The 12,338-nt window shown below is 43.3% G+C and carries 11 protein-coding genes; 6 read left to right on the top strand and 5 right to left on the bottom strand.

Translation table 11 applies throughout. The features are described 5' to 3' along the window. Window positions 1-503: 503 nt before the first annotated feature. The 3 genes from ACM5QX_RS14570 to ACM5QX_RS14560 all read right to left on the bottom strand — a co-directional run bounded on the left by ACM5QX_RS14570 (window position 504) and on the right by ACM5QX_RS14560 (window position 5,452). The gene (locus ACM5QX_RS14570; RefSeq protein WP_414754175.1) at window positions 504-1,241 is read right to left on the bottom strand and encodes a phycocyanobilin:ferredoxin oxidoreductase; all 738 of its coding nucleotides are present in this window, start codon (window positions 1,239-1,241) and stop codon (window positions 504-506) included. A 585-nt stretch (window positions 1,242-1,826) separates the two neighbouring features. Beyond that, a complete protein-coding gene (locus ACM5QX_RS14565; protein WP_414754174.1) occupies window positions 1,827-3,563 on the bottom strand; it encodes a protein kinase domain-containing protein in 1,737 nt (578 codons plus the stop codon). Window positions 3,564-4,024: 461 nt separating this feature from the next. Next, a complete protein-coding gene (locus tag ACM5QX_RS14560) occupies window positions 4,025-5,452 on the bottom strand; it encodes an MFS transporter (protein WP_414754173.1) in 1,428 nt (475 codons plus the stop codon). Window positions 5,453-5,517: 65 nt separating this feature from the next. Here ACM5QX_RS14560 and ACM5QX_RS14555 point away from each other — a divergent pair, with 65 nt between their 5' ends. Then, window positions 5,518-6,036, top strand: coding sequence for a phosphoribosyltransferase (locus ACM5QX_RS14555; protein WP_011320294.1), 519 nt, complete (start codon window positions 5,518-5,520; stop codon window positions 6,034-6,036). A 55-nt stretch (window positions 6,037-6,091) separates the two neighbouring features. On the opposite strand, the gene ACM5QX_RS14550 is transcribed toward ACM5QX_RS14555, so the two are convergent. Further along, on the bottom strand, window positions 6,092-7,018 hold the full coding sequence (locus ACM5QX_RS14550) for an AEC family transporter (RefSeq protein WP_414754172.1): 927 nt from the start codon (window positions 7,016-7,018) through the stop codon (window positions 6,092-6,094). 101 nt (window positions 7,019-7,119) lie between these two features. On the opposite strand from ACM5QX_RS14550, the gene ACM5QX_RS14545 reads away from it, so the two are divergent. After that, entirely contained in the window at window positions 7,120-7,929 is an 810-nt protein-coding gene (locus ACM5QX_RS14545) for a D-alanyl-D-alanine carboxypeptidase family protein (RefSeq protein WP_414754171.1), read from the top strand. On the opposite strand, the gene ACM5QX_RS14540 is transcribed toward ACM5QX_RS14545, so the two are convergent. Continuing rightward, window positions 7,913-8,035: a hypothetical protein gene (locus ACM5QX_RS14540; protein WP_414754170.1), complete on the bottom strand. Its 123-nt coding sequence runs from the start codon at window positions 8,033-8,035 to the stop codon at window positions 7,913-7,915. The two genes, ACM5QX_RS14545 and ACM5QX_RS14540, sit on opposite strands and share 17 nt — an antisense overlap. Window positions 8,036-8,489: 454 nt before the next feature. Between ACM5QX_RS14540 and ACM5QX_RS14535 the strand changes: the two genes are divergently transcribed. The 4 genes from ACM5QX_RS14535 to ACM5QX_RS14520 are packed head-to-tail and all read left to right on the top strand — an operon-like array spanning window position 8,490 to window position 12,193. Beyond that, on the top strand, window positions 8,490-8,984 hold the full coding sequence (locus tag ACM5QX_RS14535) for a DUF2231 domain-containing protein (protein ID WP_414754223.1): 495 nt from the start codon (window positions 8,490-8,492) through the stop codon (window positions 8,982-8,984). Continuing rightward, complete coding sequence (locus ACM5QX_RS14530; protein ID WP_414754168.1) at window positions 8,981-9,586, top strand: DUF2231 domain-containing protein; 606 nt, start codon at window positions 8,981-8,983, stop codon at window positions 9,584-9,586. The genes ACM5QX_RS14535 and ACM5QX_RS14530 overlap by 4 nt, the downstream gene beginning before the upstream one ends. Window positions 9,587-9,606: 20 nt before the next feature. Continuing rightward, window positions 9,607-10,542, top strand: coding sequence for a cytochrome c oxidase subunit II (locus ACM5QX_RS14525; protein ID WP_414754167.1), 936 nt, complete (start codon window positions 9,607-9,609; stop codon window positions 10,540-10,542). Beyond that, window positions 10,532-12,193, top strand: coding sequence for a cytochrome c oxidase subunit I (locus ACM5QX_RS14520; protein WP_414754166.1), 1,662 nt, complete (start codon window positions 10,532-10,534; stop codon window positions 12,191-12,193). The genes ACM5QX_RS14525 and ACM5QX_RS14520 overlap by 11 nt, the downstream gene beginning before the upstream one ends. The last annotated feature ends 145 nt before the right edge of the window (window positions 12,194-12,338 follow it).

Genomic DNA, 12,338 nt, shown 5'->3' with positions numbered 1-12,338 from the left:
AGATTCTATCAAAAGTTTTACAAAAACTGATTTGTGCAGTTAAATTTGGTACGATAACATAACATTTCTCCAAGACTAATTCGTAATTTCTCATTAGTAATTTCTAATAGTCTGTGGCTAGAATTGTACCTACGTATTTTATTATCTAAACTTGGTTATTTACTCCCTCAAATACTTATTTTGTAAATTCTACATTCATCTGTTTCAGGTAAAGGTAACAGACTGTACAAATGAGGGGCGATCGCTGACCGGAAGAGGCAGGGGGGAAGGGAGCAGGAAGAGAAGTCGCAAGGAGGGTTTCCCTCCGAGCGAACTTCCCTACGGGACGCTACGCGAACGGGAGCAGGGGAAGCCCTTCCCCTCTGCGTGGAGCGGAGCGAAACATGGAAGCCCCGTCTTTATAGGACGCTTATACGGGGCGGAGTCTGAGCTTCCGTCCCGGTCTTCCCCTCTGCCCCCTGCCCCCTGCCCCCTGCCCCTTTTCCTCTTGTTGACTTGTCAGGTTATTCTGGGAGGTCAAACAATACTGTGGTCATGTAATTTTCTGCCCAATCCACACCAAAAGCTTTTTCTAACACCCGGCGAGTTTTATCGTTTTGTTGCTGTTTGCTACAGTAATTGTGTTGTCCAGCCAAAATGTGCTGTTTTTGTTCTGCTGAAACGGGACTAGCGGCGATCGCACCTTGACAATGAACTTGCAAAAACTCCCGCACTCGTCCCAAAAACATCGCCTCTTCTTCTGGCGAACTCGGACGCACAAAAATGCAGAAATCAGAGAAGATATTTCCCCATTCTGGCAATTCTCTTGGTTGAGAGAAATTTAGTGTGTTGAGATTTGTCAGCGCCGAATTATAGGATGTGGGTAAGGTGCGGTCTAAGTGTACAGGAGAAAGGTCAGCGATCGCTGCACTAATTTGACCTCTACCTCCAACCAAGTCACAGCCAAACATCGGTAGGTCATACTCTGGACGGGGAAACATCACACAGTGCAGGATGTCGAGCATATTTCCCACCTTGGCCAATTCCAAGTGCATCTTCCGAAACTGGGGTGTTTGATAGCAACGGTTTTCAATCGTCAGTTTCTCACCCTCTAGTCTCCCTTCCACATACCCCAACTCAGCAGGCAAATGGTAAGGCGACAAATCCAAGTGCTGATGCCAAACTTCTTCAATACAGTCAGCTAGTTGGCGAATGAGGGGATGTTGTTGCTCACGTAGCGAGGGAATGGAAGTAAGTGACATATTCTATTCGAGAATGCAATCTAGATGTCAGTCTACGGCCAGGAGCGTTACTTCTGTTCTGGATTGCAACATAAGTTTGGGGATTGGGGATTGGGGATTGGGGACTAGGGATTGGGGACTGGGGACTGGGGACTGGGGATAGAAAAGTAAAAGGGTCAAAGATTTTTTCTTTTGACTTTTGACTTTTAACTTTTAACTTTTGCCTTGGACTGGTAATTGGCAAGAAATAGTTAGTATTAGGTGTTGTTAGCGATGACAATTTAGGATTTAGCTGACTGCCTTACCTTATTTATGTGTTTGTCTAGGTAAATCAACGAGAATGAAGTGGCGATGAAGAACCTATGAAAATACTATTAATAGGAGGAATTACAGTAGTCAAATAGGTGTTAAGGTTCTAGAATCGAGTCGTAAGTAACTATACAGAACCAATTATAGTCTATCACCTATAGTAGCCCCCTGACTAGATATAAATAACCAGTCAGGGGGTCTTAATTTGTGTTTAGTAGAGACGCGATTAATCGCGTCTCTACAATTTTCGGTTGTCAAATCTCCCCCTAAACCCCTACACCCCTACACCCCTAACAATCAACGCCAACCCAAAAACCGCAATCCTGGCACAATGAGGTAGTAGCTTACGCCTAACCAAAAGCTCATTAAGATACCAACAGAGCTAAAAAAGATGATAGGTAAGGATAATTCTGACCAGAGGTGACGATTAGAAAATTGTAAAACGGTGGTGGGAAAACCTAAAACTATCAAAATTGCCACAATGATCGCCGTTCCAAATGAGCCAATCATGGCATAAACTATGTGATGGCTACGGAAACCCATACTTAGAGCTAATAAAAATACGGCTATGGCGGTTGCACCTACTAAACCTTCACCGCTATCTGTGGTTGATGTGATGATTTGCCACAATAACCAGCCAAAGGCGTAGCTGATTATCCCCATGAATGAGGCGACTAAAAACCGCCGTCGTTGGGCAAAACACCCCGATGCTGTCAGTCCCCAGGCTGTGCCTAAGCCTGCGGCGGCAAAGATGATAATTTCTGCACCAAATCCCGATTCTGGGTTAGTTATTAATTCGGGTAATTGACTGGCGATAAATTCTATTAAGCGATCGCCTAAGTTTGAGCGATATGCCAAAATAAATCCAGCGATCGTTCCTACACTCGCACCAAGACCAGTTAACAGCATTGCCCAAATGGTGGAAAAACAAGCTGTGATGATCTGCACTATTGTCTGTGCAATCCACCGCAGGATTTTGCCTAAGGTTTGTCCCAAGTTGCTGAAAACTTGCTCTGTAGATTGATTTAATAGTGCTAGTTGAGTGACAACCTGTGTTAATAATTGTTGAAAATTGTTCTGTCCTGAAGTGGGCTGGTTAATTTTTGTTAACCGCTTTTGAATCATAGCAGCATTCGCCGGGCGCGATCGCACATCCTCATGCACCATCTCATCTAGTAAATCTGCCAACTCAGGTCTGATAGTAACTCTATTACGCCAATGCAAAACCCCCGTCTGGGGATCTTCCAACTCTGGTGGATACTTACCTGTGAGTAATTCAATCATCGTACGACCGAGAGCATAAAAATCAACACTCGGCCCTATATGTCCACCCGTCACTTGTTCTGGTGGACTGTAACCAGAAGAAAATAACCTTGTAGAACTTGATTCTTGGCGCTGTCTTCCTGTATTAAATTGTTTTGCCCCACCGAAATCAATTAAAACTAATTGTTCCCATCCTGTTCCCCCTTGAGAGATGACACTGGGCGAGGGAGTACGTAACATCAAATTAGAAGGTTTGATATCACGATGTATAATTTGATGCTTATGTAATTCTTGTAAAATCTTGATCCCTTGAGTTAACCAGTTTAATACCAAATTTTCTGGGCATCCTTGGGGATATTTGTTCAACATTTCCTCCAAAGTCGGCCCGTTAATTTTTTCCATTACCAAACAAGGTAGTTGACGCGGCTTGGGATTGGATAAATTAACTTGAAAATGACCATCAGCCTCAACTTTGGGGACACCAGGATGGCGTAACCTGACTAAAACTTCTGCCTCTTGCGTAAATAATTCCAACGCCTTTGGGGAATCTTCTATCAACACCTTTAGCACTTTTTCCGTTTGGGTCTTCTCATCCCAAACTGTATAAATTTGTGCAAAACCCCCCGCACCCAAGGTCTGTAGTGGCACATAACGATCTAACAACTGTAGCACCGCGCCACAGCTGTTACAAAATTTGTTACCCCAGGGCTGGGGGTAGGGACGTTGACAGTCAGGATTTATGCAGTGAACCCCAGAAGAACGGTATACCAAGGCTTTTAATCTCTAATTCATGTTCGACGCTCAAGAATTTTTTACAATGGCTGATTTGCTGGTTTTGAGCATATTTCGTCAGTCCCCACGTACTATTTTTATTATGCTCAATAGATGTTCAAAAGGTTGTATTGATTATAAAAATCATCTGGGATGGGTAATGAGGGAATGGTAATGAAATAATTACTTATACCAATTCTCTGTGAAGTTTCACCAAATAAATGATGTAGAGACGTTGCATGCAACGTCTCTACAGTCCAGAATAAAAACTCTACCCACAAGGGGATAGAGTTTTGTCAGTAGTCAGTGGTCGGTAGTCAGTGGCAAAGATATGTAAAAACCACCCACTAGGGTTTGGGGTATTAGACCAAATCATTTCCACAACTGACAACTGGCGACTAACAACTGGCATACGCAGTGCAATAAAGCACATCTTCATTAAGAAACGGTATTAGTACTTATTACTCTTGATGTGTTTCTCTTTGCTTTTGACGTTCTTGGAGTTTTAGCAGAATTTCCGCGTGCATTTCACGGGTAATGGGGTAGAAATAGGTTAAGACTAAGCCAAAAATTAAACAGATGGTGGGTAAAGGCCCAACGGCAATACGGATAGCGAAAAGAGCTGATTCTGGTTGTATTGGTAGAGTGGCTTGTCCGGCGACAGCTTCTTTAAAACCAGATGCTTGCAAGGCGTTACCCACCAGAAATAAGCCGAAAGCTAAACCAAATTTCTGCAATAAAACCATGAAGCCGTAAAAAATCCCTTCTCGACGTTGTCCGGTTTGCAGTTCGTCCAATTCAATGACATCGGGAATCATTGACCAGGGGACTAAGTAAGCTGTGGATACACCCACACCCGCCATGATAGCCATGACATACATCAAATTTATTTGACCGGGTTGTAAGAAAAAGAGTCCAGCAGCTGCAATAATCCACAAACTCATTCCCAGGAAATAAACAAGTTTTTTGCCAATTTTTTTACTTAAAGCTGTCCAGACAAATAACATCAATAAAGCAGTCCCTTGCACTGCAATCATCGTTGTGGGTATATCTGATTCAGGCAAAGACATACAATTGATGACAAAGTAGGGAATAATGCTGGCTGTGATTTGTACTCCTAGCCAAGAAAACAAATATATGCCAATTACAAATAGAAAAGGGCGATTGCTGAAAACAATTTTTAATTGCTCAAAAAAGGGAATAGAGTCAGAGTCCTCAATTTGAATACGTTTTGCTTCAAATGCCAATACGCGATCGCGCACGCCAAACACGCACCAATATAATGATATAACCGAGATGACGGTGCAAATTGCCGCTAAAACTATATACTGTTGTTGGCGATCGCTAATCAACGACAAAACAACTTTAGATAAAATTAAAGATAAAATGCTGCCACCAATAGAAAAGGCAAAGCGAAAACTATTGAGGCTAGTGCGTTCGTCATAATCTTGGGTAAGTTCTGGAGTCAGGGCTGTATAAGGCAGATTTACAACGGTGTAAAACACCTGGGAAATCAACCCAATCACCACGTAATACCAAAACAACGCCCAGACATTACTACCCTGGTCGCTACTAAATCGCGGTACAATCCACTGTAAGAAAAAGAAAATTCCAAAAGGAATTGCTCCATAAAGCATCCAAGGCAAACGACGACCCCAGCGCCGAGACTTAGTTTTATCCGTCAATACCCCCACAAAAGGATCGTTAACAGCGTCCCAGATTTTACCAATCATTAAAACACTGCCTGCCAAACCAGCCGGAATACCAGCAACGTTGGTAAAAAAAATTAATAGAAAGAATATAGAAATATTAGCGGTAATTGCTGGGCCTAAATCACCAGCACCGTAAGCCAGCTTGGTTTTCAAATCTAATTTTTGACTATTTTTCATAATGGCTTGCGCTCATATTAAAATATTGCGATCGCCTTTAGTATCACCTAAAACCTACTTACCTTATGCCAGACCTTTACGTTTCTTGGTCAGAGTATCACTATAAAATTGAGCAACTGGCTGCTCATATTTATCAATCTGGCTGGGAATTCAATCAGATTGTCTGTTTAGCCAGGGGTGGACTACGAGTGGGAGATATCATTTCCCGTATCTATCACAAACCCCTAGCAATTTTAGCTACATCTTCTTATAGTGGCGCAGGTAAGCAAGAAAGAGGTTATTTAACTGTTTCTCGTCATCTAACAATGACAACCGAAAGTTTAGGCTCACACATTCTCCTAATCGATGACTTAGTAGACTCTGGAATCACGCTCCAAGAAACCATCCCTTGGCTAAAACAATATAGTGATTCCCCGATTGAAGAAATCCGCACAGCTGTAGTTTGGTATAAAGCTTGTTCAGCAATAGCACCTAATTACTACGTCGATTACTTACCTGACAATCCTTGGATTCATCAGCCCTTTGAACATTATGAGCATATCAATCCCGCAGATTTGGCGGCTAGGGTGGGTCAGTATTGTTGATGGGGAAGATGAGAGGGGGTAGAGGAAAAGCATTGGTAACTGACAACTAACCAATTCAAAACAACCATAGCCACATGGGGAGCGTTAGGAGTAGTAACATAGCTCCCACGGCTATTGTGGTGACTGCGAGGTTGTGGTCTAAATTGAAAGTTTCGGCGATTACTAGACAGGCAAAGGCTGGGGGCATGGCCGTTTGCAGGATAATCACTTTGGCGGCTGGCCCAGTTAATCCAAAAAGCGGTAAGGTGTAGCCTAAAATTAGGGGAACTATCAGCATTTTGATTCCTACACTGATGCCTACCTGTGGTAGGTTAGCTAAGGAATTTAGTTTGCTTAAGCGCATTCCAATTAATACTAGAGATAACGCCACCATACTCCAGGCAAATTTATCTAAGCCGTATTCCCAAATTTCAGGAATTGCTATTTGGCGAAATAGTAAGCCAAATCCGAAACTCCATAGAGCCGGATTAATAATAATAGCTCTTGTGACTTGCGTAAATTGGTTGTGATTGTGTAAGTTAGTACCGAAATGAGCGCCTAATGCTACGCCCAAGGCATAAGCACCAGGAAAAGACCCCAGTAAATCGTAAAATAATGCCCAAGCAAAGTATTCTTTACCTACCATTGCTAAAGTAATGGGAAAGCCTAAGTAACCTGTATTACCTATCATGGCTGCTAGTAACAAGCTTCCCTGGGTAGGTTTTTCCGGTGTCGTATTACTGAAGTATGTCTGTCCTTTGATTGCTAGCCAAGCGAAGAACGCACCTAGTAGAATAGCCAAGTATGCGATCGCCGGAGCAATCCAGATTTGTCCTGATAAGTCAGTTTGTCGGAGAAAAGATACTATACTTATCGGTACTCCCACCCAGAAAAGAAACTGACCCAGACGGGTAGGAACTGTACTAGGTAGCTTGCGTCCCAGAATAAAACCTACTAAGACTAAGCTGACAAGTTTGACGTATAGTTCTAGGAGATTTATCAATGTTGCGCCTAAGAATTATAGATGTAAAATGCTACCCAATAAGCTTATTCTTATCAAGTCTACAATTTTTATGAGAGTTCCACAAAGCCAGGAGTTGACCTGTGAATAAAGCTGGGTTTTCTGGAGAGCCACGCGACCCATTTGATGAACTTAGTGATGATATCCCAGTAGCCTTACGCGACACTCCTGGTATCACACCTAAACAACGCTTACAACGCCTGATTTTCGTGATGGGTGCAGTAGGCGCGTTTGTGATCTTGGCCATTGTCAGTGGTTTTGTTTTTTTTATCACCACGCCTAGAAAAACTACCGAGTCTCAGCCTTCGCCAGCTATTGCTGATGCTACACCAATACCTACAGCCAGCAACCCGGCTGATCTGCAAGCTGTATTAGGTCATTTGGCTTACCCAGAGGCTCCAGAGTCAGAATTAGTGCCAATCAGCAGGGATGGACGCATCCGAATGCGTAGAACTGCTGCTCAACGGTTCCAGGAAATGGCACAGGCAGCGCGGAGTGCGGGTGTAATTCTATTGCCTATTTCGGGTTTTCGTTCTGTAAAAGAGCAAGAGCAATTATTTTTTGCCATCGGCGCTCAACGTAATCAAACCCCAGCCCAAAGAGCAGCCCTCAGCGCTCCTCCTGGTCATAGTGAACACCACACAGGTTACGCTGTGGATATTGGGGACGGTGCAGCACCGACAACCAATTTGCAAGCTATTTTTGAAAATACCAGAGCTTTTAAATGGCTAGAGGCGAATGCAGCTCGCTTTGGCTTTGAGATGTCTTTTCCCAAGGACAATTCTCAAGGAGTAAGTTATGAACCTTGGCACTGGCGTTTTGTAGGCGATCGCAATAGCCTAGAAACATTCTATAAAGCTAGGAATTTAAAACCTGTTAAAACACCGCAATAACTATAATTTTGCCTGACTCAGATAGCAACAAGCGGCAGATTTTGATACAAATAATTTCTTCTGCTAATAACTTGGATGCGATCGCACCTTCAGACTCAAAAATCATCTATTAGCTATCTAGTACTTTGATAATTCTTGTTCTGATCCTGATATTAATTTAAAAGTTTGCAGTAGCGATCGCCTCCAACCAGATTCAAAATTCAAAATTCTTGCATTAAATACAGCCACCCACAAGGAAGAGCCATTCTCGTGGTCGGGTTTCCCGACTTGTTCGCGTAGCGGGACAAAGTACGGTTTTGTTGGCGCAGCCTTCCCGTAGGGTACCTAGTTTTTTCCAATAGAAGATATATTTCCGAAGATTTATATTTATTTTTTAATATTTATCAATGCAGTAAAAAAAAGTGAATTCATAGTTTTGCTTCTAAATCACCCTTCCGATAGTATTCTTGATTCCATTTGTTAGATAAGAGTTACTAAGAGTGGTTTGTGTGGAGAGCAATTTTTCCAGCCGCTCAGAGTTAACTTATATTACAGCGTCTGGAGATAGCCAGGAGAAAGCGATGTTCGCTCTGCTTCTTAATAGCCAAAATCTCCCGTACCCCGACCCCATACACCCAATTGTTGTGCATTTCGTGATTGCAATGGTGTTTTTCTCATTCTTTTGCGATTTGGTCGGCTATTTTACCCGCAATCCACGTTTGTTTGAGGTGGGTTTTTGGAATATGTTTGTTGCGGCGATCGCCATTTTTGTCGCGATCATTTTTGGGCAGTTTGAAGCAGGCTTGGCGCAAGTTTATCCAGCAGTCCAGTCCACACTGAACTTTCATACAATCATGGGTTGGTCACTTGGGGCGATCGTTGCCGCTATTACAGCTTGGCGTTGGGTGATTCGCAATCGCCACCCCCTCAAAGTTCCATCTGCTTACCTTGGTGTGGCAACATTTTTGATTTGTTTAGTGTTCTTGCAAGTGTACTTGGGAAGCAAGCTGTTTTGGGTATACGGATTGCACGTTGAGCCAGTTGTTGAAGCGATGAACCAGAGGATATCGCCATGAACTCCCAACTCATTGACCAATTAAGATTGAAATTAGGTGTTAACGGACTGCCCTACGAAATCCCTATGCACCCAATACTGGTGCATCTAACATTAGGCTTATTTATTATTGCCATCTTGTTTGACATAGCAGGAGCTATTTTTCCTCTAGAAAGATCCATCTTTAAATTCTTGGGACTGACTGCTATTCGTGCCAACTTCTTTGATGTTGGCTGGTACAACCTGCTAGGCGCATCTGCTGTGACTTTTTTCACAGTCGCATTTGGTTTTTTCGAGCTACTACTGGCAAACCCACCAATTAATCAAAAGAGTGATTGGGGGTTAAACGCCTCTTGGACAATGCTTTTGCATGGTTTGGGTGGTGTTCTTTTGTTGGGGCTGATTGTTGCCATGACCGTGTGGAGAGGTTTACAACGCTACTACTGGCGCAAAGATGCTTCCAGACAAGTGCAGTGGAATTACTTGTTAGCAGGTATCGCAATGCTGGGCATCTTGTTTGTTCACGGAACTTTAGGAGGGCAAATGGGATCAGAATTTGGCATTCATGTTACTGCTGCTAAGTTACTCCCAGAAGGCGCAAACTCAAACTTACTACCCAAATAAACGACAAGCACTCTGAGTTTATGCTGAGATTTTTAGAATATTTATTAATAGTCGGTTGTATAGCAGTGCTACTCGTTGTTAGTCACGGGATGGGGCAGGTAGCTTATTCTTGGATGCCTCTGGAAGCCACAGCAGAAGCGCAAAAGGTTGATGATTTATTTAGCTTTTTAGTTTCAATGGGTGCATTTATTATTCTTGGGCTTGTAGGCATGATGGTGTACTCGGTACTTTTCTTCCGCGCACCCAAAAATGACTACAGCGAGGGACACCCATCTAGAGGCGATATAAGACTAGAAATTTTATGGACGGCAACTCCAACCTTACTAGTTTTGTGGGTTGCTTGGCAGGGCTTCAATATATATCAGCAATTAGATGTTTTAGGTTTGCAACAAGTTGTACATTTGCATACACCTGTAGAAGAACCAGTCTATGCCGCATCAATCAGCGATATCCCTAAATCGGCTGATGAAACTATTGAGGTTTTTGTCCAGCAGTGGGACTGGTCTTTCCGCTATCCCAATAATGTTACTAGTCAGGAATTGCACCTGCCTGTAAATCTTCGTACTCGCCTGAATATGCACGCTAAGGACGTACTCCACAGTTTTTACGTCCCTGAGTTTCGCTTACAGCAGTATATTGTCCCAGGACGCAACATTGACCTTGTGGTTACACCCATTCGCATGGGCAAATACAAGCTCAAAGATTCTTTATTTAGCGGTACTTACTTTGCTTTGATGGATGCCAATGTACACGTTGAATCCCTTGAGCAATATAACCAGTGGCTTACCCAGGCAGAACAGGAATCAATGAGCATCAAAAATCAGGCTGTTGCTGAGTATAGCCAACCGCCAAAAACTTTGTTTAAGAGTGGCTGGTACACTGTCGCACCAGATTGCTGTTTCGGAGCCGCCCAAAGGGCTAACGCCAACGAAAGGAAAGTAATGAATGACACATGATTCTCTAGATGCAACATCTCAAAATGAGCCTGAGAATAACTGGCGACGATACCTCAGCTTTAGCACCGACCATAAGGTGATCGGCGTTCAGTACATGGTGATGACTTTCATTTTCTTCTTGATTGGCGGACTATTGGCGATGCTCATCCGTGCCGAACTGATTACGCCAGCATCAAATGTAGTTGATCGCCCTCTGTACAACGGCTTATTTACTTTGCACGGGACAATTATGATTTTTCTGTGGATTATCCCGTTCAATGCAGGTATCTCTAACTACTTAGTACCCTTAATGATTGGCGCACGGGATATGGCGTTTCCCCTACTCAACGCCATCTCTTTCTGGATTATTCCACCAAGCGGGATTTTATTAATATCTAGCTTCTTGCTGCCTAATGGGACGGCGCAGTCTGGCTGGTGGTCTTATCCGCCAATTAGTCTGCAAATTCCTCCAGGTCAACCAATTAACGGTGAATTTATTTGGATTGTCAGTCTAGTCCTGATTGGCATCTCTTCGATTATGGGGGCTGTGAACTTTGTGACTACTATTTTTTGGATGCGCGCCCCAGGAATGACATTTTTCCGAATGCCTGTGTTTGTTTGGTCAGTTCTCAGCGCCCAGTTGTTGCAGCTAGTGAATTTGCCTTCCTTAACAGGTGCATTGATCTTACTATTATTTGATCTCAGTTTGGGAACGCAATTCTTCAAACCCTTAGAAAATGGCGACCCGATTATCTACCAGCATTTATTTTGGTTCTATTCCCACCCCGCAGTTTATATCATGGCGTTACCAGCCTTCGGTATTTTTGCTGAGGTTCTGCCTGCCTTTTCCCGTAACCCCTTGTTTGGCTATCGGTCACTGGCTATTGCGTCTTTAGGCATTGCTGTAGTCAGCATCTTTGTTTGGGTACATCATATGTTTACCAGTGCTACCCCTGGCTGGATGCGGATGTTATTTATGGTGACATCGATGTTGGTTGCCGTACCTACTGGTGTCAAAGCATTTGGTTGGACTGCCACAATTTGGAAGAGCAAACTGCACCTAGAGACACCCATGCTGTTCGCTATGGGAGGCGCAACCATGTTTTTGCTCGGAGGTGTGACTGGGGTGATGCTGGCAGCAGTACCGTTTGATATCCACGTCCACAATACTTATTTTATAGTGGGACACTTCCACTACATTGTCTTTAATACCATCACAATGGCAATTTTTGCTGCCATCTACTTTTGGTTTCCCAAGATCACCGGGCGGATGTACGCTGAAGGCTGGGGTAAGGTGCATTTTTGGTTAACTTTTCTTGGTGCTAACCTGACCTTCTTTCCTATGCTTCCATTAGGTTTACAAGGAATGGTGCGCCGAATTTCCTCTTATGACCCACGCTATCAAGGATGGAATATCGTCGCCAGTCTAGGAGGATTCTTGCTGGGGGTATCTGTACTACCTTTTATTGCTAATATGGTGGGTTCATTGCTGTACGGACAGAAGGCAACTGACAATCCCTGGCTCGCTACTGGACTGGAATGGACAACTACCTCACCACCACCGCGAGATAACTTTAAAGAGATTCCAGTCGTCAAAAGACCTCCATACGACTATGGTGATCCCAAATACTCAGTCATCGAACCTCCCGATTATCATCAGTCTGAAAATTAGGGAACACCAAAAAATAAATTATTCCAAATTGACGGTTAGTAGGGTGCGTCAGTATGAATAATTTTTTGGTACAGCTAAGTTTTCTCGCAAGTAGCGCACCCGACATTTGGGATATTTTTCTATCTGGAAGTCCGTCCCTTAAGTA

The organism is Anabaena sp. CCY 9910, from assembly GCF_963920875.1.
Taxonomy (GTDB): domain Bacteria; phylum Cyanobacteriota; class Cyanobacteriia; order Cyanobacteriales; family Nostocaceae; genus Trichormus; species Trichormus variabilis.
The sequence above is the reverse complement of the archived record's forward strand: the minus strand, read 5'-3'. Positions and strand labels throughout refer to the sequence as shown.